The sequence below is a fragment of the Flavobacterium soli DSM 19725 genome (assembly GCF_000422705.1).
Classification (GTDB): Bacteria; Bacteroidota; Bacteroidia; order Flavobacteriales; family Flavobacteriaceae; genus Flavobacterium; species Flavobacterium soli.
The window spans coordinates 462,914-485,855 of record NZ_AUGO01000002.1 but is presented as its reverse complement, the minus strand read 5'-3'; the positions used below and the strand labels follow the sequence as shown (position 1 = coordinate 485,855).

26 protein-coding genes are annotated in these 22,942 nt (G+C 35.4%); 7 read left to right on the top strand and 19 right to left on the bottom strand.

Going from position 1 to position 22,942, the window contains the following annotated elements:
- Positions 1-47: 47 nt before the first annotated feature.
- From bshC to G508_RS0105310, 3 genes are all read left to right on the top strand, one after another.
- Positions 48-1,637 (top strand): bacillithiol biosynthesis cysteine-adding enzyme BshC, encoded by a 1,590-nt coding sequence (gene bshC / locus G508_RS0105320; protein ID WP_026704342.1) that lies wholly within the window; start codon positions 48-50, stop codon positions 1,635-1,637.
- A 149-nt stretch (positions 1,638-1,786) separates the two neighbouring features.
- Complete coding sequence (locus tag G508_RS19455) at positions 1,787-2,998, top strand: T9SS type A sorting domain-containing protein (protein ID WP_026704341.1); 1,212 nt, start codon at positions 1,787-1,789, stop codon at positions 2,996-2,998.
- Positions 2,999-3,144: 146 nt separating this feature from the next.
- Positions 3,145-3,564: a nucleoside-diphosphate kinase gene (locus G508_RS0105310; RefSeq protein WP_026704340.1), complete on the top strand. Its 420-nt coding sequence runs from the start codon at positions 3,145-3,147 to the stop codon at positions 3,562-3,564.
- A 177-nt stretch (positions 3,565-3,741) separates the two neighbouring features.
- Here G508_RS0105310 and G508_RS0105305 read toward each other — a convergent pair whose 3' ends face one another.
- The 3 genes from G508_RS0105305 to G508_RS19990 form a co-directional block, all read right to left on the bottom strand.
- Positions 3,742-4,038, bottom strand: a complete 297-nt coding sequence (locus G508_RS0105305) for a DUF721 domain-containing protein (protein WP_026704339.1) — start codon at positions 4,036-4,038, stop codon at positions 3,742-3,744.
- Positions 4,038-4,460, bottom strand: a complete 423-nt coding sequence (locus tag G508_RS0105300; protein ID WP_245569848.1) for a lipocalin-like domain-containing protein — start codon at positions 4,458-4,460, stop codon at positions 4,038-4,040. The genes G508_RS0105305 and G508_RS0105300 overlap by 1 nt, the downstream gene beginning before the upstream one ends.
- Before the next feature lie 113 nt (positions 4,461-4,573).
- Positions 4,574-4,711 (bottom strand): hypothetical protein, encoded by a 138-nt coding sequence (locus tag G508_RS19990; protein ID WP_157485877.1) that lies wholly within the window; start codon positions 4,709-4,711, stop codon positions 4,574-4,576.
- Positions 4,712-4,762: 51 nt separating this feature from the next.
- Between G508_RS19990 and G508_RS0105290 the strand changes: the two genes are divergently transcribed.
- Complete coding sequence (locus G508_RS0105290; RefSeq protein WP_026704337.1) at positions 4,763-5,845, top strand: serine hydrolase domain-containing protein; 1,083 nt, start codon at positions 4,763-4,765, stop codon at positions 5,843-5,845.
- Positions 5,846-6,024: 179 nt separating this feature from the next.
- Here the strand turns inward: G508_RS0105290 and ftsY are convergent, their stop codons facing one another.
- The 14 genes from ftsY to G508_RS0105220 form a co-directional block, all read right to left on the bottom strand.
- Entirely contained in the window at positions 6,025-6,978 is a 954-nt protein-coding gene (gene ftsY, locus G508_RS0105285; RefSeq protein WP_026704336.1) for a signal recognition particle-docking protein FtsY, read from the bottom strand.
- A gap of 282 nt (positions 6,979-7,260) precedes the next feature.
- Positions 7,261-7,413, bottom strand: a complete 153-nt coding sequence (locus tag G508_RS19755) for a DUF4295 domain-containing protein (RefSeq protein ID WP_084625915.1) — start codon at positions 7,411-7,413, stop codon at positions 7,261-7,263.
- Positions 7,414-7,487: 74 nt separating this feature from the next.
- Positions 7,488-7,670 (bottom strand): 50S ribosomal protein L33, encoded by a 183-nt coding sequence (rpmG, locus tag G508_RS0105275; protein ID WP_008253902.1) that lies wholly within the window; start codon positions 7,668-7,670, stop codon positions 7,488-7,490.
- Positions 7,671-7,695: 25 nt separating this feature from the next.
- A complete protein-coding gene (gene rpmB / locus G508_RS0105270; RefSeq protein WP_026704335.1) occupies positions 7,696-7,932 on the bottom strand; it encodes a 50S ribosomal protein L28 in 237 nt (78 codons plus the stop codon).
- A 72-nt stretch (positions 7,933-8,004) separates the two neighbouring features.
- A complete protein-coding gene (locus tag G508_RS0105265; RefSeq protein ID WP_026704334.1) occupies positions 8,005-9,258 on the bottom strand; it encodes a competence/damage-inducible protein A in 1,254 nt (417 codons plus the stop codon).
- Between the two features lie 69 nt (positions 9,259-9,327).
- Positions 9,328-9,672, bottom strand: coding sequence for an Hpt domain-containing protein (locus tag G508_RS0105260; RefSeq protein WP_026704333.1), 345 nt, complete (start codon positions 9,670-9,672; stop codon positions 9,328-9,330).
- Positions 9,673-10,284: a fumarylacetoacetate hydrolase family protein gene (locus G508_RS0105255; protein WP_026704332.1), complete on the bottom strand. Its 612-nt coding sequence runs from the start codon at positions 10,282-10,284 to the stop codon at positions 9,673-9,675. It abuts the gene before it with no gap.
- Positions 10,285-10,351: 67 nt separating this feature from the next.
- Positions 10,352-11,122 carry a 3'-5' exonuclease gene (locus tag G508_RS0105250; RefSeq protein WP_026704331.1) on the bottom strand — a complete coding sequence of 257 codons (771 nt, stop codon included), beginning with the start codon at positions 11,120-11,122 and terminating at the stop codon, positions 10,352-10,354.
- A gap of 342 nt (positions 11,123-11,464) precedes the next feature.
- Positions 11,465-12,775, bottom strand: coding sequence for a DUF389 domain-containing protein (locus tag G508_RS0105245; protein WP_035694113.1), 1,311 nt, complete (start codon positions 12,773-12,775; stop codon positions 11,465-11,467).
- Positions 12,776-12,884: 109 nt separating this feature from the next.
- Positions 12,885-14,186: a dihydrolipoamide acetyltransferase family protein gene (locus G508_RS0105240; protein ID WP_026704329.1), complete on the bottom strand. Its 1,302-nt coding sequence runs from the start codon at positions 14,184-14,186 to the stop codon at positions 12,885-12,887.
- Between the two features lie 196 nt (positions 14,187-14,382).
- Complete coding sequence (locus G508_RS0105235) at positions 14,383-15,543, bottom strand: glycosyltransferase family 2 protein (RefSeq protein WP_026704328.1); 1,161 nt, start codon at positions 15,541-15,543, stop codon at positions 14,383-14,385.
- Between the two features lie 9 nt (positions 15,544-15,552).
- Entirely contained in the window at positions 15,553-15,858 is a 306-nt protein-coding gene (locus tag G508_RS0105230) for a type II toxin-antitoxin system RelE/ParE family toxin (protein ID WP_026704327.1), read from the bottom strand.
- Positions 15,855-16,055 carry a hypothetical protein gene (locus G508_RS0105225; RefSeq protein WP_026704326.1) on the bottom strand — a complete coding sequence of 67 codons (201 nt, stop codon included), beginning with the start codon at positions 16,053-16,055 and terminating at the stop codon, positions 15,855-15,857. The genes G508_RS0105230 and G508_RS0105225 overlap by 4 nt, the downstream gene beginning before the upstream one ends.
- 110 nt (positions 16,056-16,165) lie before the next feature.
- The gene (locus tag G508_RS0105220) at positions 16,166-16,600 is read right to left on the bottom strand and encodes an Hsp20/alpha crystallin family protein (RefSeq protein WP_026704325.1); all 435 of its coding nucleotides are present in this window, start codon (positions 16,598-16,600) and stop codon (positions 16,166-16,168) included.
- Positions 16,601-17,019: 419 nt separating this feature from the next.
- On the opposite strand from G508_RS0105220, the gene G508_RS0105215 reads away from it, so the two are divergent.
- Positions 17,020-18,882 carry an ABC-F family ATP-binding cassette domain-containing protein gene (locus G508_RS0105215; protein WP_026704324.1) on the top strand — a complete coding sequence of 621 codons (1,863 nt, stop codon included), beginning with the start codon at positions 17,020-17,022 and terminating at the stop codon, positions 18,880-18,882.
- Positions 18,883-19,145: 263 nt separating this feature from the next.
- On the opposite strand, the gene G508_RS0105210 is transcribed toward G508_RS0105215, so the two are convergent.
- Positions 19,146-19,904: an oxygenase MpaB family protein gene (locus G508_RS0105210; protein WP_026704323.1), complete on the bottom strand. Its 759-nt coding sequence runs from the start codon at positions 19,902-19,904 to the stop codon at positions 19,146-19,148.
- A 101-nt stretch (positions 19,905-20,005) separates the two neighbouring features.
- On the opposite strand from G508_RS0105210, the gene G508_RS0105205 reads away from it, so the two are divergent.
- The gene (locus G508_RS0105205; RefSeq protein ID WP_026704322.1) at positions 20,006-20,290 is read left to right on the top strand and encodes a hypothetical protein; all 285 of its coding nucleotides are present in this window, start codon (positions 20,006-20,008) and stop codon (positions 20,288-20,290) included.
- Between the two features lie 73 nt (positions 20,291-20,363).
- Here the strand turns inward: G508_RS0105205 and G508_RS0105200 are convergent, their stop codons facing one another.
- Positions 20,364-21,917 carry an SDR family NAD(P)-dependent oxidoreductase gene (locus G508_RS0105200; protein WP_407918630.1) on the bottom strand — a complete coding sequence of 518 codons (1,554 nt, stop codon included), beginning with the start codon at positions 21,915-21,917 and terminating at the stop codon, positions 20,364-20,366.
- 179 nt (positions 21,918-22,096) lie between these two features.
- Here G508_RS0105200 and G508_RS18620 point away from each other — a divergent pair, with 179 nt between their 5' ends.
- The gene (locus G508_RS18620; RefSeq protein WP_051197465.1) at positions 22,097-22,936 is read left to right on the top strand and encodes an O-methyltransferase; all 840 of its coding nucleotides are present in this window, start codon (positions 22,097-22,099) and stop codon (positions 22,934-22,936) included.
- The last annotated feature ends 6 nt before the right edge of the window (positions 22,937-22,942 follow it).

Genomic DNA, 22,942 nt, shown 5'->3' with positions numbered 1-22,942 from the left:
TCACCTTATTTTTAATTATTTTTACAAAAAATATAGCCCCTCTACTTATGCCAACCGACTGTATCAGCTATCAAAATTCCGGATATTTCACTCCCTTGATGAATGATTATTTAGACCAAAAAGAAAACTTACAGTCACTTTACCATCGGTTTCCAAGCTTAGCAAACTTTAAGGAACAAATTCTTGAAAAACAAAATAATTTTCCATCCGAAAATCGAAATATTATTGTTTCTGTCTTAGAAGAACAGTATCAAAATATAGCGGCTTCTCAGTTGACCCTTCAAAACATCCAAGCGTTAAAAGAGGAAAATACGTTTACAATCACGACAGGACATCAGCTTAATTTATTTACTGGACCGCTCTATTTTCTTTACAAAATTATCTCTGCCGTTAATTTATCAAAAGAATTAAAAGCAAAATATCCCGAATATAATTTTGTTCCTATCTATTGGATGGCTACAGAAGACCATGATTTCGAAGAAATTAATTATTTTAATTTCAAAGGGAAGAAATTTCGCTGGAGCAAAGAAAGTACAGGACCAGTTGGCCGACTTTCTACTGAAGGTTTGCAAGAAGTTTTTGAAGTTTTTAGTACAGAATTAGGCCAAGGCCAAGATGCCGAAACCCTAAAGAAATTGTTTGAAGGAGCCTATTTGCAACACGATAATCTTGCAGATGCAACCCGATTTCTAGCCGATTCATTGTTTAGCGAATATGGTTTGGTGATTTTAGATGCAGACGATAAAAACCTGAAAAAGTTGTTTATTCCTTTTGTAAAAGAAGAATTGCTAGAACAAACTTCCAGCAAAAAAGTACTAGAAGCTACTGAAAAGCTCAAAGATTACAATATTCAGGTGAATCCCAGAGATATCAATTTATTTTATATTGAAGATGAACTGCGGGAACGAATTATTTTGCAAAACGAAACCTATTATATAAACAACACGGATATCAAGTTTTCCGAAAAAGAAATAATCGAGACGTTGGAAAATCATCCTGAAAAATTCAGTCCGAATGTCATCATGAGACCTTTGTATCAGGAAGTAATTTTACCCAATTTGTGTTACATCGGTGGTGGTGGTGAATTGGCATATTGGCTAGAACTAAAATCCTATTTTGATGCCGTAAATATTACTTTTCCAGTTTTGCTCTTGCGAAATTCCGTACTATTGGCAACCGAAAAACAAGCCAAAAAAGCCGACAAGCTAAACCTTTCCTGGCACGATTTGTTTGAAAAACAAACAGATTTGGCAAACAAAAAAATAAAAAGCCTATCAGCATTTACATTAGATTTTTCAGAACAAAAAACATTTCTAAAACAGCAATTCGAAAACCTTCATGCTATTGCTTCCAAAACTGACAAATCATTTTCAGGAGCCGTTAAAGCACAGGAAGCGAAACAATTAAAAGGCTTGGAGAATCTTGAAAAACGTCTATTGAAAGCTGAAAAAAGAAAGCATGCAGAAGAATTGGAACGCATATTTGATTTGCAAAACGAACTATTTCCTAACAAAAGTCTACAAGAAAGGCTGACAAATTTTTCTGAATTTTACATTACTGTAGGTGATGCATTGATTCCGAAATTAATGGAAGAACTAAAACCTCTTGAAAACAAATTCGACGTCATAGTTTTCTAAAATTTTTCAGTATCTCTTATTTTTATAACTCCCCCAACAAAAAGTTATCAATACGAAAACGTTTTCGTTTATGATATTCTTGCCGGTCTATTTTTTATCTTGATTTTTTACATAATTTTATAATAATCAAAACATTAAATAGATTTTATATGAAAAAAACTTTACTTTTTTTAGTAGCATTTTTTGCACTATTGGTTTCTAATTCAACAGCTACCGCCCAAACAGTTTCTATTGTTGGACAAGCCGTTGGAGGTTGGCCTGATAATGATCCGTTAACTCCAGATACCCATATTTTGAGTACAACAGACAACATCACTTACACCATTACTGGTTTAGTAGTTCTTGATGCAGCACAAAATGCCGATGGTGGTGCAAAATTCAGACAAGATGGTGCTTGGACAATTAACTGGGGAAATGCAAATTTTCCAAGTGGAGTTGCAACTCAAAATGGAAGCAATATCCTAACAGTTGCTGGAACTTATGACGTTACGTTTAACCGAATTACGGGTGCATACAGTTTTACAAATGTGGTAAGTTTCCCTTTAATTGGTATTCTTGGTGATGCCGTTTCTGCCAATGGATTTGATGGACCAGATGTTGACATGTTTACAAGCGACGGAATCAACTATACCCTAAACAATTATACTTTTACAACTGGTGATGCAAAATTCAGAGAAAATGACCAATGGACAAACAGTTGGGGAAGTTCAGCATTTCCAAGTGGCACAGCTCTTTTGAACGATCCAAACAGTAATATTCCAGTGGTTGGAGGCACTTATAACGTGACGTTTAACAAAACAACTCTTGCCTATAATTTCGGATACCAAAGTGTAGGTTTTCTAGGAACGGTTCTAGGTCCAACTGGTTTTGAAGGAGGAGATATAGACCTGATTACAACTGATGGAGTTAATTATAGCATTACAAATTATGCCCTTTTAGCAGGAGAAATAAAATTTAGATTAGAAAATTCTTGGGATACAAACTGGGGATCTAGCGATACCCCAGGAGTTTTAGCACTAAACGGTCCGAACATTGTAGTGGAAACCGCTGGAAATTATGACATCAGTTTTAACAGAAACACATTAGCCTATACCATTACCGCTTCAGCCCTAAACACTTCTGAATTTGCAATCAAATCGTTAAAAGTATATCCAAATCCTTCAAATAGTATCTGGAACTTTACAACTGATGGAACCATTTCTGCTATCGAAATTATGGATGTGGTTGGAAAAATAATTCTAACAAAAAATTCTGCTTCAAATAGTATTGCTGTTGACGCATCAGCTTTACCACAAGGAATATACTTTGCAAAAGTAACTTGTGACCAAGCAATCAAAACCATAAAAGTCATTAAGAATTAGTTTTAGGCAATTATATTGAAATTAATCCCTTGTCAAGAAATCGGCAAGGGATTTTTATTTTCTCAAAAATTTAATCTCTTCAATACCAATTAGATTTTAATATATCACTTTAAAAGGCTACTTTTGCCAAAAATTTAAAAATTACAATGGCAACAAATAGAACATTTACAATGATTAAGCCAGATGCTGTCGCTAACGGACACATCGGAAACATTTTAGCAATGATTACAAACGGTGGTTTCAAAATCGTTTCTTTGAAATTAACGCAATTGACTGTAGCTGATGCTCAAGCATTTTATGCAGTTCACAGTGCAAGACCTTTTTACGGAGAATTAGTAGAATTCATGTCAAGAGGACCAATCGTTGCCGCTATCTTGGAAAAAGAAAATGCAGTAGAAGATTTCAGAACTTTAATTGGTGCTACAAACCCAGCTGAAGCTGCTGAAGGAACAATCAGAAAAGCATATGCAACTTCAATCGGAGAAAATGCAGTTCACGGTTCTGATAGCGATGAAAATGCAGCTATCGAAAGTGCTTTCCACTTCGCTGGAAGAGAACAGTTCTAGTATTCAGTGGTCAGCATTCAGTGATCAGTATTCAGTGGTCAGTCGCTGTAAACACTAACTATCTTAAAATATAAAAGTCCAATTTCTAAATTAGAAATTGGACTTTTATATTTTACACTATATTCAACAATGATCTCTGAACACCGAAAACTACAACTGATCACTGAATACTGAACATTACCTCAGAACCACATCCTTCACAAGATCTCTCCTGAATTCCTCATTGATCATCTTGATAATTTTATCCTTACCATAGCTCAATTCCTCCCGCAAAACCGCCGAAGTTAGCTCCACATACAACGTATTACCTTTCAACACCACATTTTTAGTATAACTGTTCACGCCATTCCCCATCAAAGAAACCCAAGCTTCTTTAACCGAAACCTGATCAATTCCCGCTTGTAGCTTATTGTCCTGAATAATTACTTTCAAGACATCACTTATAGAACTTTCGTTATTGAGTCGTTTTGCCATTATTTTACACTAAAAGGAGTTGGCCGTTTATATTCATATTCCATTTCCGCGGCATTTTTCAATACCAATTTTTCATCCGAAACTTCCAGGACTTCCTCTTTCCATTTCGAATATTCAGTGGTATATTCCAATACGACTTTTTCGCCTTCCATCATCACTTTTACCTTTTCATATTCATCATTCACCAAATATTTCCCATCAAATTGTGGCGTCACTTTCTTCCTGAAACCCGAATCATTTTTCACTTCAAAATAATCGATCGTCTCGTTAATCTTGTAGTTTTTTTCATTTCCGTCAGGCAAACTCACCTTTTCGATTTCCCAATATCCATTGATTTTTGCAACATCTTCCCGCTTCACTTTTTCCTGGCAAGACATCAAACCCACCAAAACCAATACAATCAAAACTGCTTTTCTCATCATAATTTAAAAAAGTAAAAATACAGCTAAAAATCCTCACATAAAAACCAACAACGTTAATTGTTTGTAGCCCATCTCGCCATTCTCTTCAAGCTTTTTCAAATCCAGCTTTTTTTCTAATGCCTTTGCAGGAGCTTCCGTTGGTCGCTCTGCAAAGTCAAGAAAAAATAGCTGTCTTTTTCAAAAGGCTTTCCGTTGCTGTCAAGGCTGGCTTCGCCATCCGAAACTTTAGGCCAAGAATAAATTTTGGTCAACCCATTAAACTATTTTCTATCTTTAAAGTCTAACTCTAAAACCGAAAAAACATGAAAAAATTTTACTTCATCTCCCTGATTTTCATCTCGTTTTTAGGATGCAGCTCTTCCGATGAAAGCCCAAACACCAATCCAGATCCAGAACAAACACTATACTTCCCTCCACTTCAAGGCACAACTTGGGAAACCAAAACCGTTTCTGAATTAGGTTGGAACGAAAACGCAGTTGCACCACTGCTCACCTTTTTGGAACAAAAACACACCAAAGGATTCATCATTTTAGTGGATGGAAAAATAGTACTCGAAAACTACTTCAACGGACATACAGCCACCACAAATTGGTATTGGGCAAGTGCCGGAAAAACCCTGACTGCAACCATGACAGGAATTGCCGAACAGGAAAACCTACTCAATATCAACGACAAAGTTTCGGATTATTTGGGAATGGGATGGACAAGTCTGACTCCAGAAAAAGAAAATCTCATTACCAACAAGCACTTACTTACCATGACCTCTGGAATTGACGATCAAGAAAACGAAGATTGCGTCACTCCAGAATGTTTGACTTATAAAGCTGATGCTGGAACGCGTTGGGCTTATCACAATGTCTACGTGAAACTTCAAGATGTCATTGCCGAAGCAAGCGGACAAACCTACAATAGTTATTTCAATTCAAAATTACGCGACAAAATTGGAATGAATGGTAATTGGGTCAACCTCGGAAACAACAGCGTTTACACTAGTACAACAAGAAGTATGGCACGTTTTGGCCTGCTGATACTCAACAAAGGAAAATGGGAAAACGAAGTCATTTTGAATGAAAATTATTTTACGGCTTCCACCACAACTTCTCAAAATATAAATGAAGCTTACGGTTATTTATGGTGGTTGAATGGAAAATCAAGTTATCATTTACCACAAACCCAATTTGAATTTCAAGGAACTCTAATTTCGTCTGGACCAAATGACATGTTTATGGCATTAGGAAAAAACGATCAAAAAATTTATGTAATTCCAAGTAAAAAAATGGTCGTGATCCGAATGGGAGATGTTGCTAATCCAGATAATCCAACCTTTGCACTTTCTGGTTTTGACGAAGAATTATGGCAAAAAATAAATGCGTTATATCAATAACGCATTTATTCTTATTTCTTAAAGTATTTTTTTAAAGCTAAAAAGAAAAACACAAATCCTATAACTACTAAAATATAATAAAGTAAAGGAAGTTTATTTTCAAAACACCTTGCAATAATTATTATGACTATAAAAATCAAGTAAAGATGTAAAGGTTTCAATTGCTTCATTTGTAACTATTATTTGAAAAAAGAATCTACAAATTCAAATTTATTAAATACTTGCAAATCTTCTATTCCTTCACCTACTCCGATGTATTTAACAGGAATCTGGAATTGATCTGAAATTCCAATAACAACTCCACCTTTTGCGGTTCCATCTAGTTTTGTAACCGCTAATGAGGTTACTTCGGTTGCAGCTGTAAATTGTTTTGCTTGTTCAAAAGCATTCTGACCAGTAGAACCATCCAAAACCAACATCACATCGTGTGGAGCGTCTTCTACTACTTTTTGCATCACTCGCTTCACTTTCGTCAGCTCGTTCATCAAGTTAACCTTGTTGTGCAAACGTCCTGCAGTATCAATAATCACCACATCTGCATTTTGGGTTAAAGCAGATTTTAAAGTATCAAAAGCTACAGAAGCTGGATCACTTCCCATTTGCTGTTTCACGATTGGGATTCCAACCCTGTCTGCCCAAATTTGCAATTGGTCGATTGCAGCTGCACGAAAAGTATCGGCTGCACCAAGAACTACTTTATAGCCGGCTTTATTGAATTGATAAGCAAGCTTACCGATAGTCGTGGTTTTTCCAACTCCGTTTACACCAACCACCATAATCACATAAGGCTTTTTATCTTTTGGAATTTCAAATTCTGAATCGTTTCCAGTATTGGTTTCCGATAATAAAGCAGCTATTTCCTCACGAAGAATTTGATTGAGCTCGTCGGTTCCGAGGTATTTATCTTCGGAAACACGTTTTTCAATTCGCTTGATAATTTTTAAAGTGGTATCCACCCCAACATCTGAGGCAACTAGGATTTCCTCCAGATTATCGAGTACTTCGTCGTCAACTTTTGATTTTCCTGCTACAGCTTTGGTTAGCTTAGAAAAGAAAGTTGTTTTTGTCTTTTCAAGTCCTTTGTCGAGACTTTCCTTTTTTTCGGATGAAAATATTCTTTTAAAAAAACTCATTTTTTACTTTAGATTTAGTCCCGATCCCGAAATTTCGGGACGGGATAAGGATTTAGGATTTTTTTCCTAAAGTTAAAAGAATGCCTTTTGTCTTCATTTTAGCCCCGATTGCAATGGAAATCCTTTTTGTTCTGGGGTTCAGAACAATAAGATTGTAATGGAAAGCGGGAACTACGATTAAAAAATGTCTTTTGCCTTGCTCCTTAAAATTTTACGACAAATATAAAAATAAAAAAGCTACTTCCGAGTTGAAAGTAGCTTTTGTATATACTGTATTTTGAATTATTTCTTTTTCAAGAATTCATCAACAAGTTCTGGAGACATGATAGATTCTACGAATGTATATGCACCTGTTTTTGGAGATTTCACCATTTTGATGGCTTTTGATAATCTCTTAGAAGCTGTCTGTAATGTTGCTACGGTTTTCTTTGCCATGGTTACAAATGTTTTTATATTTTAATACAATCCTTAAATGTGAACATTTGAAATTGCATCAAAATCTCTAATTATTATTTAATTTCTTTGTGAACAGTTACACGTTTCAAGATTGGATTAAATTTTTTAATCTCTAATCTATCTGGAGTATTTTTTTTGTTCTTTGTTGTGATGTATCTTGAAGTCCCTGGAACACCAGAAGTCTTGTGCTCAGTACATTCTAAAATTACCTGGATTCTATTACCTTTCTTTGCCATCTTGCTATATATTTATTGGGAAGGATTATTTAATAAATCCGTTAGCTTTAGCTTGTTTCAAAACTGCAGCGATTCCATTTTTGTTGATTGTTTTTACTGTAGATGCAGCTACTCTAAGAGTAATCCATCTATCTTCTTCAGGAAGATAAAAACGTTTTTTAACTAAGTTTACAGAAAATTTTCTCTTAGTCTTGTTCATCGCGTGAGAAACATTATTTCCTACCATCGCTCTTTTACCTGTAAGGTCACAAACTCTTGACATTATGCTTATCTTTTATCGTTATTCAAAATCAGGGTGCAAAGAAAAGAAAAATAAACCTTATATGCAAAATAATTAAAGTACATTTTTTAAAATTTCTTTTTGTAGCATTTCTAAACTTTTATTTACAGCTCTATCTATCACTTTCTCACGTGGTTGGCCGAAATTAAACTTTTCTACGATTACGTTTTCGGGTGTTGCCAAAGCGATAAAAACGGTCCCAATTTCTTCATCGGTATCATCCTTAGCTGGTCCCGCATTTCCTGTTACGGAAATTGCATAATCTGTAGCCATCATATTTTGAATAGAAAGCGCCATCTCTTTTGCAACCTCTTCACTTACAACGGAATGTTTTTTTATGGTTTCTTCGGAAACTTTCAAGACATTGATTTTAGTTTCTTTTGCATAGCTCACGACACTTCCCTTGAAATAGGCCGACGAACCCGGAATGGAAGTTAAAACCTGTGCTATCTTCCCTCCTGTGCAACTTTCGGCGGTTGAAATGGTCTTTTTTTGCTGGGTTAGAATTCTGCCTAAAACTACTTCTATGGTTTCACTATCATCAAAACCAACGATGATGTCACCAATGATTTTGGCGAGTGAAGTTACATTTTCAGCAATTGATTTTTTCAATTTTTCCTCATCAGTTCCTCTTGCTGAAAGTCGGAGGCGAACTCTTCCCGGACTTGGCAAATAGGCTAATTTTATAAATTCTGGAAGGTTGTTTTCCCACTCTTCAATTCGTTCTGCAACAAGACTTTCACCTTGACCATACGTCAAAATCGTTTGATGCAATATATAAGGACGTTTGTATTCCTTGATGATTTTAGGAACAATCTCATTCTCAACTAGACCTTTCATTTCGTAAGGAACGCCAGGTAAGGAAATAAAAACAGTGTCTTCCTTTTTCATCCACATTCCTGGAGCAGTCCCGAATTTGTTGAACAAAACCATGCATTTTGAAGGCACCAAAGCTTGGTCTTTGTTCAGTTGCGAGATGGGCCGTTTGTAAATTCCTTCTATAAGTTGGGTAACGTGAGCTAAAACTTCTGGATTCACCACTAATTCATCTTCAAAATAATCGCAGAAGGTTTTCTTGGTGATATCGTCTTTTGTTGGTCCTAGTCCTCCGGTAATCAAAACCAGATCTACCTTATTTTGCAACTTAGAAAACGTTTCCAAAATATGGTTCTTGTCATCCGAAATAGAAATCATTTCATTGATTTCTATTCCAATTTTATCTAGTGATTTTGCAATGAACCCCGAATTTGTATCGACAATTTGACCTATAAGTATTTCGTCGCCAATGGTAACAATTGTTGCTTTCATGTTTTGATTTTGGGATTTAGCCCCAAACCCCCAAGGAGGCTTTCCAATCTTTGGGCTTACTCTTGCTTTTTATATATTAAAATCTTTTCGAATCTCCTTTACCGCTTTTTCGATACGGTTTTCGATGCTTTTATAGGTTTCAATTATTTCACGCTTTTTGCCTTCTTTTCTCGACCAATCTTCGATAAAAATAATTTCCTCATGGGCTACAGTCATTCCTAACAAGTCCAGAGTTGGCTTTATTTTATGGGCATAGCTATAAGCTTTCTGATGCTCTTTTTCTTTGATGGCATTCTTCATTTCAAGCAAATCTTGTGGAACATCGACCACAAAGAGTGTAACGATATCCATCACAAAATCAGTATCATTTTCTGAAATTGCATAAACCTTTGCTAAATTATAGTGTAAAGCCATCTATTTTACCTGTATTCTAAATAGTTTTTTTCCTTCTATAAAACCCTCCAAAACATCTTCGGTTTTCACTTGAGCAACTCCTTCTGGTGTTCCAGTAAAAATAATATCGCCAATTTTTAATGTAAAATACTGAGAAACGTATGAAATCAGTTCGTCAATTTTCCAGAGCATGTGCGATGTATTTCCTGCCTGAACCGTTTCTCCGTTATTCTTCAACTCAAAGCTAATGTTTTCAAGCGAATTAAAACTTGATTTTGGCAAAAATTCTCCAATCACTGCCGATCCATCAAATGCTTTTGCTTTTTCCCACGGAAGCCCTTTTTCTTTCAATTTCGATTGAACATCTCGAGCCGTAAAATCAATTCCAAGACCAATCTCCTCATAATATTTATGAGCAAATTTTGGATCGATATGCTTTCCAACTCGGTTAATCTTTACCAAAATCTCCACTTCATGATGGATATCACTGCTAAAATCAGGAATGAAAAACGGAAAATTCTTTGGCAAAATTGCCGTATCGGGTTTCAAGAAAATCACAGGTTCCGTTGGTCTTTCGTTCTGCAATTCCTCAATATGCTTAGTATAATTCCTACCGATGCAAATTATCTTCATTTTATAAAGTGTTCAGTTATCAGTGTTCAGTCATCAGTACTGCCTACTGAAAACTGAACACTGAACACTATTTCGTATTTAATTTTCTCAACTTAATTGCCGTCAAAACCTTCTTAGTATACAAAGGGAAATCAGCATTTTGGATCCAGCCAAAATAACCCGGCTCGGTTTCCAAAACCTTATCTACTTTTGCACCTTTGTGTTTCCCAAAAGTAAAAACCTCTTCATTATCTTTATCCAAAGCGATAAAACCTGCAAAATCCACTGATTTTTTTCTAGTAGTATATTCTGAAAGTGATTTCATGTCATGAGGCAAATCGTCATATCGCTCGAGCTGTGCCTTCAAAATTTCATAAGTTGCCATCGTATCAGCTTCTGCGGAATGGGCATTTTCAAGACTTTCATTGCAATAAAATTTATAAGCTGCACTCAAAGTTCGTTCTTCTTTTTTATGAAAAATCGTCTGAATATCAACCGAAACGCTATTTTTCATATCAAAATCAACACCGGCTCTCAATAATTCCTCGGCCAAAAGCGGAATATCAAACCGGTCAGAATTAAACCCTGCAAGGTCAGAATCCTTAATCATATTGTATACCGTCGTAGCTAGTTCTTTAAAAGTGGGTTCATTAGCTACTTTTTCATTCGTAATTCCATGAACTGCAGTCGATTCTGCCGGAATTGGAATTGTTGGGTTTACAAGCCAAGTCCTGCTTTCCTTGTTTCCATTCGGAAAAACTTTAAAAATTGCTATTTCAACAATCCTGTCTTTCGTAATATCTATTCCTGTGGTTTCGAGGTCAAAAAAGCAGATGGGCTTTGTTAATTTTAATTCCATTTCGTGGGTTTTGTTTGGATGGCAAAGATAAAAGTTTTTAAGGTCAATTCGTTTACAAAACAGCACTTTTATACCCAACAAAAACAAAGAATCCTTTTAAGCTATATGTTTTTTTAAGACCAAATCAAAAGACCTTTTTCAATCATGTTCCCGCTGCAGCAACTCTCTTTAAACCTGTTGGTCAAAGGTTTAAGAGCTCAAATCCCGAAACTTCGGGACAGCATCGGGGGTAGATTAAAAACTTTAGGCACTCTTTTAACTTTTCGACCAAGATTGTCGAATTCCAATACAGACAAAGTTTTGATTCCAGCAAGAGCCACACACTCAAGCCACTAAAAAAATTTACTCAAAAAAAGTTTTAACCTTTTCCGTTTCCAACCTCTTTTTCAACCAGCTATTAATTCTATTGCGTGACTCAGTAGTCAAACCTTTCTTGGTAGTTTCCAGCACTACAATTTTTATGGCATCAGTTTTTGTACTATCACCAAAAGAAACTGTTTCAGCATACGAACAGGCTTTTATCTCAGGAAAAAGTGTTTTGATTTCCATCAATAGCTGCTTCCCTATTTTGGGTTTAGATATTATACTGTCCGTGTCTTTTTTATTCTCTTTCAAAGCTAGATTCAATCGGTTAACTTCGGTTTTAAGCTTATCTATTTGGTTCACATTTTCCTTTCCTTCATTAAATGAAAACCCTTGCTTGAAAATTAATGTCGCATCGGTCAACACATAAGCTGTAGCCCTTTTTGTAATTTCCTGTTTATCTGTTTTTGACAGATCATTTCCACCATAAATCAAACTGATTGTCCTGTTCCTCGCATCGATATCATTCTTTAGCAAATAACTGCCTTGATAAACACTAACTTCTGCAATAAATTTATTGGCTCTTTCCGTAAAACGTTCGGCTTGCACCAAAAGATATCCAAAATAAATACTTGGAATTAAGGTAATTGCAATAACGAATGAAGTCCATCGTACCACCTTTGCCTTTTGACCTTCTTTGACCAGACTTGTAATTGGAAATTTCAAAAAGCGTGATATCAAAACGGAAGAAATCCCGATAAAAACGGTGTTGATTGTAAAAAGATAAAAAGCACCAAGAAAAAAGGTCATATCTCCATTCGCCAAACCATATCCAGCCGTACAAAGCGGTGGCATTAAAGCGGTTGCAATAGCTACACCAGGAATAACATTGCCTTTTTGACGACTGCTGATGGCTACAATTCCTGCCAATCCTCCAAAAAGAGCAATCAAAACATCATAGATCGTAGGACTTGTTCGTGCCAATAGTTCAGAATGAGCGGTTGAAACAGGGCTTAGCAGAAAATAAACAGTTGAAGCAAACAAACTGGCAATAACAGCAAAAGCAAAATTCTTGAGTGCCTTCCTAAACAAGGCAAAATTATAGGTTGCAATGCTGTAACCCATTCCGTTTATGGGTCCCATCAAAGGTGAAATTAACATCGCACCAATGATTACGGCAGTCGAATTCATATTCAAGCCAATCGATGCAATAAAAATCGCGAACACCAAAATCCAAAGATTGGTTCCCTTAAAAATAATATCCTTTTGAATAGATTCATGGATCACGTCATAATCATCCATTTCAGAATGAAGATTCGTATAAGTCAAAAATTTCCTAAGCAAACTCATCTTGTTGTTTTTGTTTTAAATATACTCTAAATTTAACAAATGCAAAAGTCTTAAAATAAAAAAAACTCCCAAAATTGCTTTTGGGAGTCTCCTAATCTATGTTTTTTTTTTAATAATCTCTATTAATGTCAAACGCTTCAAGATACTCTGCAACGCGTTTCACAAAGCTTCCACCCAATGCACCATCTACAACCCTGTGGTCATACGAATGCGAAAGGAACATTTTTTGACGGATTCCGATGAAATCGCCTTCTGGAGTTTCGATAACGGCTGGTACTTTTCTGATGGCACCAAGAGCTAGAATTCCTACTTGTGGCTGGTTGATGATTGGCGTCCCGAAAACACTTCCAAAAGTTCCAACGTTTGTCACAGTATAAGTTCCGCCTTGTGTATCGTCTGGTTTTAGTTTTCCTGCTTTTGCACGGTTCCCTAAATCGTTAACTGCTTTTGCCATACCAACAATATTCAACTGATCAGCATTTTTGATAACCGGAACAATAAGGTTTCCGTTTGGCAATGCAGCCGCCATTCCAAGGTTGATGTTTTTTCTTTTGATGATGAAATCTCCATCGACAGAAATGTTCATTCCTGGGAAATCTTTTAATGCTTTTGCAACAGCTTCCATAAAGATTGGTGTGAAAGTCAATTTTTCACCTTCTCTTTTTTCGAATGCTGTTTTTACCTTATCTCTCCATTTCACGATGTTTGTCACATCTACTTCGATAAACGACTGAACGTGAGCCGATGTTTGAACTGAAGCGACCATATAGCCTGAAATCAGTTTTCGCATACGGTCCATTTCTACAATTTCGTCGCCACCGTTTACAGAAACTGGAGCAGATTTTGGTGCTTCAGCAACTTTAGCTGGAGTAACATTTGCAGAAGGTTGTGCAACTGCCGGAGCTGGCTGACTTCCTCTATTTTTAATGTGATTTAATATATCGTCTTTGGTAACTCGCCCATCTTTTCCAGAACCATTGATGGCTTCTAATTCTGCAACTGAAACCCCTTCTTCTTTGGCAATATTTTTTACTAAAGGAGAAAAGAATTTTTCAGAATTAGAGAAATCTTGTGGTGTGGCAACAGCTTCTTTTGCACTTTCAACCGTTTTTTCGATTGTGGCTACAGATGCTGGAGCTTCCTCTTTTGGAGCTTCAACTGCTACTCCTCCAGAAACTTCAATATAGGCGATTGTTTGTCCTACTTTTACAACATCATCAACGTTGAAAAGGATTTCAGACAAGACTCCTGAAACTTCTGACGGCACTTCTGAATCTACTTTATCAGTAGCAATTTCAAGAACCGCTTCATCGGCTTCGATTGGGTCACCTACTTTTTTTAACCAATTGGTAATGGTTGCTTCTGCAACGCTTTCTCCCATTTTTGGAAGTTTCAATTCAAATTTTGCCATATTGCTAACCTAATGGTGAATTTTTAATTTCTTGATGCAAAATTAGTGATAATTTTTAGGTTAAACTACGAATTATATAATTTTACAGGAATGTTATCTTAATTACTGAATGCACAAATTTAATGTAATTTTAAACCATTAAGAAATTAAGAATCATTAAGTTTTTACTAAAATTCTTAAATCCGAAAATTATAGTTTAAAGAACAATTATCTCGCCTCTATCATTACTGCTGTTACTTCCAATGATAAAATTGGAAGTAATTGGCACTATTTTAAAGGTTAGATTCTTTTGTTTTTGTGTATCCAAAATATGAATGCTTTCTTTGAACGTGAGGTAATTTGCATCTAAAATTACCTCTGTTGGTTTTGCTTTCGAAAACGTTTGCGAAAATACTGCTTTTTGGTTTTCTATTGTTGCAATTTGTATATTTTTTTTTAGATTTTGTTGTAATTTTTCCTTTAAGGCAGGATTATCAGATATTAAAATATAGGATCCAGGGGCAGCTGAAGGTCTTGATTTTCCTTGAAACATTTTGATAAAAGAGAAAATTAGCGTTCCGAGTTTCATAAAAGCAGAAAAGAAAATAGATGGTTTTAAATTCTTATCATAAAATAAATCCATACCTTCTTGAAAGCGTTTCATATAAGTATTATCCTTTACTGTACTCTCTCCTTTATAATGTATAACCGTTGTTTCATGGAAATAATGGTTGAGTTTACCTGATTTTAAAGCACTAAAAGATAAATCAATATCTTCACCATACATAAAATATCTTTCATCAAAACCGCCCAATTCTTCGTATAAATCTTTTTCCATGAGCATAAAAGCTCCAACTAGGATATCGACTTTTCCGGTTTGATCTGGGGTCAGATGTGACGCATAATATTTACCAAAGGATTTGATGCCTGGAAAGATTTTGTATAATCCGAAAATTTTAGTGAAAGCCACAAATGGTGTAGGAATGCCACGTTTTGATTCGGGCAAAAAGTTACCGGTTCCGTCTATTAATTTGCATCCGATGATTCCGAGATTTTCTTGTTTTTTGGCGAAAGCCAATGTTTTTTCAAAAGTATCTTCAGCAACAACGGTATCAGGGTTTAGAATGCAGATGTATTTTCCGCTTGCAATTTTTGCTCCAATGTTATTGCCTTTTGGGAAGCCCAAATTTTCTTTATTCTCGATGAGAATAACATCTGGGAAACGCTCTTTTATCATCTGGCAACTGTCGTCGGGAGAATTATTATCGACTACAATTATCTCGGCATTGAAGTTTTGAGTGGCTTTTTGAACACTCAAGACACATTGCTCCAAAAAATAGCGGACGTTATAATTGAGGATGACGACTGATAATTGCATGTTGCGAATTTAAAGCAACTTATTTAATTCTTCAGGATTTTTTTGATTATTGAAAAAAAAGTGAAGTTCTATTGTTTTCATATCTGAATTAAAACTGTAATATAATGTGGTTTGTTTAGAAATAATTAAACTATAGAATTTTAAAGTAGTATTAAAAACGCCTATTTCAGGGTTTATTGATAGTCTTCTCAAATTCTCTTCAACTAAATCATTGAACTTTTTAACCTCCTTGAAATTCCACTTGAACAAAATATAATTGAATTCTTCTTCAAGAGTTATTTGAGCTTTTACATCCCAAATTATATCATACATCATTTTAAAAAAGGATATTTTTCTTTTAAATTTCTCATTACAACTTCATGTGGAATACCTTTTCCTTCTTTCAAATCTTTTTTAGATTTTTCTATTACTTTAGCAAATAGTGGATGGTTTTCAATATTTACATCAATTTTTGAAGAAGTTTCATAGACTTCAGAAGGCTCTTTGGCGATATCTTTTCGTTTTGAATCCATGGCTATTAGTTTTGAATTTCAAATATACGAAATCTTTGTGTGACTATATATTGCCAATTGGACATAAAAAAAGCGTCTTGAAAGACGCTTTCTATCTAAACTATTAAAATTTAAAAAATCTCAATAGTACGTTTTGGTTTTGGCAACGCTTCTTCTTTTTTAGGCAAGGTAATTTTCAAGATTCCATCTTCATAGGTTGCCTTGATATCGTCATCCTTTACCGTTTCTGGCAATGTGAACGAACGTTGGAATGCTGAAAAAGAGAATTCTCTTCTAGTATATTTACCTACTTCTTCGGTCTTGTTTTCTGAAAACTGAGAAGAAATGGTGAGCAAATCATTTTCGACATTGATATTGAAATCTTCCTTTTTGTTTCCAGGTGCTGAAAGTTCTACTTCATAAGCGTTGTCGGTTTCTCTAATGTTTACTGGCGGAACGCTTCTGTTTGTGGTTAAGTTTTGGCCTCCTGCCCAATCTGGTCTGAATAATTCTTCCATCAACGATGGAAATAAGCCATTGCTGCTGTTTCTTTTTACTAGTTCCATTTGATATAGATTTTAGGTTAAACTTTATTTCTGTTTTTAGAATTAACAAGTTATGTGCCAGTGGATTTGGGATGAAAAATTGTCGTTTTCAGAAAGACATTTTGACATTTTTTTGTTAAGGATTTTTTAATTTTAGGAAATTTTGACGTTAGAATCCTAACAGTCCCGAAGCTTCGGGACTATTAGGATGTCGACAAAGATGAGTCGGGAAGATTCCAAAAATTCAAATAGATTTTTAACTAACCCCGACTGGAGGGAAAATCCTTTTTATTTTTTTTCTTTAAAAAAATAAAAAGATTTGGAAGGAAGGCGGGAACATGGATAGCAAATAGAGACCAAACCTTTCGTTTCTAAATAAACTTGAAACTTTGAACATTAAACTTGAAACAAAAGGCTATTTTTGCAAAAAAATTACCATAGTGAATTATTTATCAGTAGAAAATATATCGAAATCGTTTGGCGAAAGAACGCTTTTCAAGGACATTTCGTTTGGAATCAATAAGGACCAGAAGATTGCTTTTATCGCCAAGAATGGCTCGGGAAAGACGTCGATCATGAAAATTATTAATGGCGAGGACGAGAGTGATACGGGACAAGTTGTGGTGCGAAAAGATATCAAAATGTCGTTTTTGTCGCAGGATAATAATTTGCAAGAGGAACTGACGATTGAGGAAAGTATTTTTGCGAGTGATAATGAGACGCTGAGGGTGATTCAGGAATATGAAAAGGCATTGGAAAACCCTGAGGATGAGGAAGCTTACCAAAGGGCTTTTGACCGAATGGACCAACATAATGCGTGGGATTTTGAAACGCAGTTTAAGCAGATTTTGTTTAAATTGAAGCTGGAGGATTTTAAATTGAAGGTAAAAAATCTTTCGGGTGGACAGAAAAAAAGGCTTTCATTGGCGATTATTTTGATTAACCGACCAGACTTACTGATTTTGGATGAGCCTACGAATCACTTGGATTTGGAGATGATTGAGTGGCTGGAAAGTTATTTTGCGAAGGAGAATATTACGTTGTTTATGGTGACGCACGACCGTTTCTTCTTGGAGCGTGTTTGTAACGAAATCATAGAGTTGGACAACGGAAAATTATACCAATATAAAGGAAACTATTCTTATTACTTGGAGAAAAAGGAAGAGCGAATTGCTTCGAAAAATTCGAGTATTGACAAGGCTCAGAACCTTTTCAAGAAGGAATTGGAATGGATGCGAAGACAACCTAAGGCGAGAACGACCAAATCGAAATCACGTCAGGATGATTTTTACGTCATCAAGGAAAAAGCGGAAAGCCGACGAAAAGAAAATAAAGTCGAACTGGAAATCAATATGGAGCGAATGGGTAGCAAAATCATTGAGCTTCATAAGATTTCGAAGAAGTTTGATGATAAAGTTATCTTGGATAATTTCAGTTTTGATTTTCAACGTGGCGAAAGAATCGGAATTATCGGGAAGAATGGAACGGGAAAATCTTCATTTTTGAATTTATTGACAGGAACGATTCCGTTGGATTCTGGAAAAGTGGTTGTTGGTGAGACGATCAAAATTGGATATTATACACAAAGCGGGATTAATCCGAAACCTGGACAGCGTGTTATTGATATTATTAAGGAGTACGGCGAATATATTCCACTAACGAAAGGGAAGATTATTTCGGCTTCGCAATTGCTGGAGCGTTTTCTTTTTGATAGCAAGAAGCAATACGATTACGTAGAGAAATTAAGCGGAGGCGAATTAAAAAGGTTGTATTTGTGTACGGTTTTGATTCAGAATCCAAACTTTTTGATTTTGGATGAGCCCACGAATGATTTGGATATCGTGACATTGAATGTCTTGGAGAGTTTTTTATTGGATTATCCGGGATGTTTGTTGGTGGTTTCGCACGACCGTTATTTTATGGACAAGATTGTCGATTTGCTTTTTGTGTTTAGAGGCGATGGCGTGATTGAGAATTTCCCTGGGAATTATTCGGATTTCAGAGCGTATGAAGACAGTGCCGATGTACAACAAAAAGAAGACAATAAAACGGAGAAAAAGGCTTGGAAGCAAAATAATCCTACTGGGAATTTGACTTTTAATGAACAAAAGGAATTTCAGAAAATTGAGCGTGAGATTAAGGACTTAGAATTTGAAAAATCTAAAATTGAATTGTTGTTTTCTGAAGGAAAAGTTGCTGATTCGGAAATTGAGAAAAGAGCGAATGAGTTACAGGTGATTATTAAAAAGATGGAGGATAAAGAGGAAAGATGGTTTGAGTTATCTGCTAAAATGGAGGGATAAACACAGATTTTCACAGATTTTTGAAACATTAAGAAATTAAGGCTTATTGAGATATGGGAAACCGTGACAATTATTTTGTTGCGGTTTTTTGTTTGGATTAAGAAAATCTTTTATAATCTTTTAATCTGTGGCATAAAGTTTTTTTTTAGCCACAGATTTCTCGGATTAGCACAGATTTTTGAAACATTAAGAAATTAAGGCTCATTGAGATATGGGAAACCGTGACAATTATTTTGTTGCGGTTTTTTGTTTGGATTGTGTTTCTATTGGATGTCGATTTCCTTGATTTGACTTTTATATTCTGACGGAAGTAAGAGTTCTTTTATGACTGAATCCATTTTTAGTACTTTACTTATTTTGTAAATTTTGACGATTGGTTTTAAGAGTGAGAAATTGTTTTTGAAAAGCTTGTCTTTGGCAATTTTTGGTACAATTAATTTCTGAACCCCTACTAATAAATTGAACCGAATTGTTCCAAGATGCTTTTTATATTGCTTGAATAAATCGATGGTGAAATTGCTTTTTTCTAAATTTTCTTTTAAATGTGCATCCCGAACAGGCAACCAATCCATGTAATTTATAGGTAATTCTTTCAAACCCATTCGTAATCCAACTCTATAAAAAACATTATATACTTCTTCTTTTTCTAAATCGGTCAGTTTTCTTTCAAGCAATTCATACGAAGCAATTGAAAAATAAATGAGCATAAAAAGTACATCGCGATAAGCCCAATCAGGAATTGCTATTCCCCTACTCTTTTCTACCGAATTATGAATATGGGCTATGAAATCTATGGATTCATTAGCTTGTTCCGCTGAGGAGAAAACAATTTTTCTTGCATAACTTACTGTTGAAAATAATCTTCCCAACGGGTCTGAAGGTAGTTTTCCTGTGTAGTACAACCAATCGACAGCTTTGTTTAATGCAAATTCTGCTGAAGCTCCAGCAAAAATAAAAAGCACCGTGTCGCTCTTTCCCCATATCTTCCGAACAATTGAATCTTGTGCTACAAATAATTCCATACCAATTTATTTTTTTTCAAAAGTATAAAATATTTTTAATTTAAAAGTACTTTGTATTTCAAAGTTTATTATATTTGTTAAGAATTTAAACTTGAAACGTTATGGAAAATAAAAGATTAATGGATATTTTTATAGCTGTAGCAGTACTTTTATGCATTCCTCTAGTGGCAATGCAATTCACAAATGAGGTCGTTTGGACCGTATCCGACTTTATAATTGCCGGAATCCTTTTGTTAGGAACCGGAATCGTGATTGAGGTTATAGCTAGAAATGTAAAAGAAAAAAGAGCCAGAATCGGAATGGTATTAGGAACTTTAGTTGTTCTGTTCCTAGTTTGGGCTGAACTTGCAGTAGGTGTTTTTGGAACCTCTTTTGCAGGTTCTTAAATTTATTCTTAGAAATGAAAAAGCCACAACATTATACATTCTGTTGTGGCTTTTTCATTTGTATAAATCTAGCTTACCAAGCTATCGGATTATAATCTTTCAAAAATTTACCGCACCAATGTTTTCCTGTATTGATGCCGTCGAATAAAGGATCCATCACTCTTGCCGCACCATCTACAATATCCAATGGTGGTTGAAAATCTTTTTCTTCTTGTTTCTTTTTGGCCAATTCGGCTGGATCTTCATCCGTTACCCAACCGGTGTCAACGGCGTTCATAAAAATACCGTCTTTTGCCAAAGTTCCTGCTGCTGTATGTGTCAACATATTCAAAGCGGCTTTCGCCATATTGGTATGTGGATGGCGGTCCTCCTTGAAATCTCGGTAAAACTTGCCTTCCATCGCCGAAACGTTTATAATGTGTTTTTTTCCCGTTTTGTCTTTCTTCATCACTTCCGAAAGTCGGTTGCACAAAACGAATGGTGCTACAGAATTAACCAATTGCACTTCGATCATTTCAGTGGTTTCAATTTGACCCAACTTTAAACGCCAGCTGTTGGTTTTTCTTAAATCAACTTGTTGCAAGTCGGCATCCAATTCTCCTTCAGGGAAAACTTCTTGTGCCACCAACGTATTGTCAAACGAATAAGGAATCTGCGATAATTTGGCGGAAGCCCTCAAACCAATTCCAGGTTCAGGTCCGTGCCAAGTTACCGGCATATTTTGGTTGGAAGAAGCACCGATTGTCAGTATTTTTAATTCTTCTAGACAGTTCAAATGGTCGTTCAACAAGCTTTGAACATCTGGATGAAAAGACGAAATGGGTTTTTCTTCATTTTCCATCATATGTGCATAAAAACCAGAAGGTCTTCTCACGGTTTGTGCCGCATTATTAATCAAAATATCCAATCGTCCGTATTTTTGCTCGATGAAATTGCAGAAAATCTCCACGCTTGGAATATGTCGCAAATCCAATCCGTGAATTTTTAAACGATGTCCCCAATCTTTGAAATCTTCTTCTTTCGCAAAGCGAATGGCAGAATCTACTGGAAAACGAGTTGTAGCAATTACTGTCGCTCCACCTCTCAACAACATCAAAGTTATATGATAGCCAATTTTTAAACGAGAACCTGTGATAACGGCAATTTGTCCGTTTACATCGGCGGTTTGAAAACGTTTTGCATAATTGAAATCGCCACAATCTGTACACATCGTATCATAAAAATGGTGCATCTTCGTGAATTTTGTTTTGCAGATGTAGCAGGTTTTTGGGATTTTAAGTTCTGGTATTTCTTTATTCAGAAGTTCATTTGAAGCCAATAATTTTGGGGCAACAAAAACGCTTGCCTCACGAGCCGAACGAATCCCGGTTTCTTTTCTCGCAGTTCTATCCCTGGTTTCTTCTCTTTTTTTGGCTAAAGCCTTTGCATCTTTTTTTCTTTTTGAAAACTCTTCCCGATCGGGTCTTGAGAACTTTCCGGCCGCTTTGATTAAAGCGGTTCTTTGCTCTTTTGGAATTTCAAAAATTTGGGAAGTTTCTGCATTTAATTGTTCTAAAACTGCGATACAGCGGTCGATATCTTCTGCAGAAAGTATATTTTGTGTTTCTATTTCTTCGTTCATTATCATTCAGTAGAATTGCTTTTGCGAATTCATCGGATGCAAAGATAGGTTTTATTTTTTGCCACAGATTATACAGATTAGCACGGATTTTTTCTGTAAAATTTTAAAATCATTTAAATTCTCCAAATCTGTGGCAAATTTTCTGATTGCAATTCTATTTGTATCTTCGCTCCACTTTATAAATTATGCAACATATTTTCAAATCATATTTAAAATTCCTGTGGAAATCGACTAATGCTCACGGAGTGCATTCGCCGTTTGTTTTTGATTTGGTTTGGAAATGTTTTTATGACAAGAAAAATTATGAAGCCTATAAAATTTTGGATGACTATCGAAATTCGCTTTTGCAAAACAAAAACACAATCGAAGTCACTGATTTTGGAGCGGGTTCGAGGGTTTTTAAATCAAACACAAGGTCAATAAACCAAATTGCAAAAAATGCCGGTATTTCTTCAAAAGATGCACAGCTTTTGTTTCGATTGGTAAATTATTTTCAACCCGAAAAAATTTTAGAAATCGGAACTTCTCTGGGTTTAGCAACTTCTGCTTTAGCTCAAAATAATTTTGCTGAAATTACCACTTTAGAAGGTTGTCTAAATACAATCACAATTGCTAAAAATCAATTACAATTATTACCAATTAAAAATAAAATCAATTTTGTTGTAACTGAATTTGAAAGCTACCTGCAAACCTTAAACCTTAAACCTCAAACCTTAAACCTTATCTACTTCGACGGAAATCATTCTAAACAAGCAACCTTAAATTATTTCGAACTTTTATTGCCAACTATTTCCAACGAAACCGTTTGGATTTTCGACGACATCCATTGGTCTGTAGGAATGGAAGAAGCTTGGGAAATTATAAAAAAACACCCCAAAGTAACGGTCACAATCGACACATTTCAATGGGGTTTTGTCTTTTTTAGGAAAGAACAGGTGAAGGAAGATTTTATCATCCGAACTTCAAAATCACTTTTTTTTGATACTATTCTAGGAATAAAAAACCTTTGGGGATTACTCCATTAATTCTTT

Excerpts from the sequence above, each read along its gene's own strand:
- bshC (WP_026704342.1), top strand. The coding sequence starts at position 48 with ATGCCAACCGACTGTATCAGCTATCAAAATTCCGGATATTTCACTCCC.
- G508_RS19455 (WP_026704341.1), top strand. The coding sequence starts at position 1,787 with ATGAAAAAAACTTTACTTTTTTTAGTAGCATTTTTTGCACTATTGGTT.
- G508_RS0105310 (WP_026704340.1), top strand. The coding sequence starts at position 3,145 with ATGGCAACAAATAGAACATTTACAATGATTAAGCCAGATGCTGTCGCT.
- G508_RS0105305 (WP_026704339.1), bottom strand. The coding sequence starts at position 4,038 with ATGGCAAAACGACTCAATAACGAAAGTTCTATAAGTGATGTCTTGAAA.
- G508_RS0105300 (WP_245569848.1), bottom strand. The coding sequence starts at position 4,460 with ATGATGAGAAAAGCAGTTTTGATTGTATTGGTTTTGGTGGGTTTGATG.
- G508_RS0105290 (WP_026704337.1), top strand. The coding sequence starts at position 4,763 with ATGAAAAAATTTTACTTCATCTCCCTGATTTTCATCTCGTTTTTAGGA.
- ftsY (WP_026704336.1), bottom strand. The coding sequence starts at position 6,978 with ATGAGTTTTTTTAAAAGAATATTTTCATCCGAAAAAAAGGAAAGTCTC.
- G508_RS19755 (WP_084625915.1), bottom strand. The coding sequence starts at position 7,413 with ATGGCAAAGAAAACCGTAGCAACATTACAGACAGCTTCTAAGAGATTA.
- rpmG (WP_008253902.1), bottom strand. The coding sequence starts at position 7,670 with ATGGCAAAGAAAGGTAATAGAATCCAGGTAATTTTAGAATGTACTGAG.
- rpmB (WP_026704335.1), bottom strand. The coding sequence starts at position 7,932 with ATGTCAAGAGTTTGTGACCTTACAGGTAAAAGAGCGATGGTAGGAAAT.
- G508_RS0105265 (WP_026704334.1), bottom strand. The coding sequence starts at position 9,258 with ATGAAAGCAACAATTGTTACCATTGGCGACGAAATACTTATAGGTCAA.
- G508_RS0105260 (WP_026704333.1), bottom strand. The coding sequence starts at position 9,672 with ATGGCTTTACACTATAATTTAGCAAAGGTTTATGCAATTTCAGAAAAT.
- G508_RS0105255 (WP_026704332.1), bottom strand. The coding sequence starts at position 10,284 with ATGAAGATAATTTGCATCGGTAGGAATTATACTAAGCATATTGAGGAA.
- G508_RS0105250 (WP_026704331.1), bottom strand. The coding sequence starts at position 11,122 with ATGGAATTAAAATTAACAAAGCCCATCTGCTTTTTTGACCTCGAAACC.
- G508_RS0105245 (WP_035694113.1), bottom strand. The coding sequence starts at position 12,775 with ATGAGTTTGCTTAGGAAATTTTTGACTTATACGAATCTTCATTCTGAA.
- G508_RS0105240 (WP_026704329.1), bottom strand. The coding sequence starts at position 14,186 with ATGGCAAAATTTGAATTGAAACTTCCAAAAATGGGAGAAAGCGTTGCA.
- G508_RS0105235 (WP_026704328.1), bottom strand. The coding sequence starts at position 15,543 with ATGCAATTATCAGTCGTCATCCTCAATTATAACGTCCGCTATTTTTTG.
- G508_RS0105230 (WP_026704327.1), bottom strand. The coding sequence starts at position 15,858 with ATGATGTATGATATAATTTGGGATGTAAAAGCTCAAATAACTCTTGAA.
- G508_RS0105225 (WP_026704326.1), bottom strand. The coding sequence starts at position 16,055 with ATGGATTCAAAACGAAAAGATATCGCCAAAGAGCCTTCTGAAGTCTAT.
- G508_RS0105220 (WP_026704325.1), bottom strand. The coding sequence starts at position 16,600 with ATGGAACTAGTAAAAAGAAACAGCAGCAATGGCTTATTTCCATCGTTG.
- G508_RS0105210 (WP_026704323.1), bottom strand. The coding sequence starts at position 19,904 with ATGGAATTATTTGTAGCACAAGATTCAATTGTTCGGAAGATATGGGGA.
- G508_RS0105205 (WP_026704322.1), top strand. The coding sequence starts at position 20,006 with ATGGAAAATAAAAGATTAATGGATATTTTTATAGCTGTAGCAGTACTT.
- G508_RS0105200 (WP_407918630.1), bottom strand. The coding sequence starts at position 21,917 with ATGATAATGAACGAAGAAATAGAAACACAAAATATACTTTCTGCAGAA.
- G508_RS18620 (WP_051197465.1), top strand. The coding sequence starts at position 22,097 with ATGCAACATATTTTCAAATCATATTTAAAATTCCTGTGGAAATCGACT.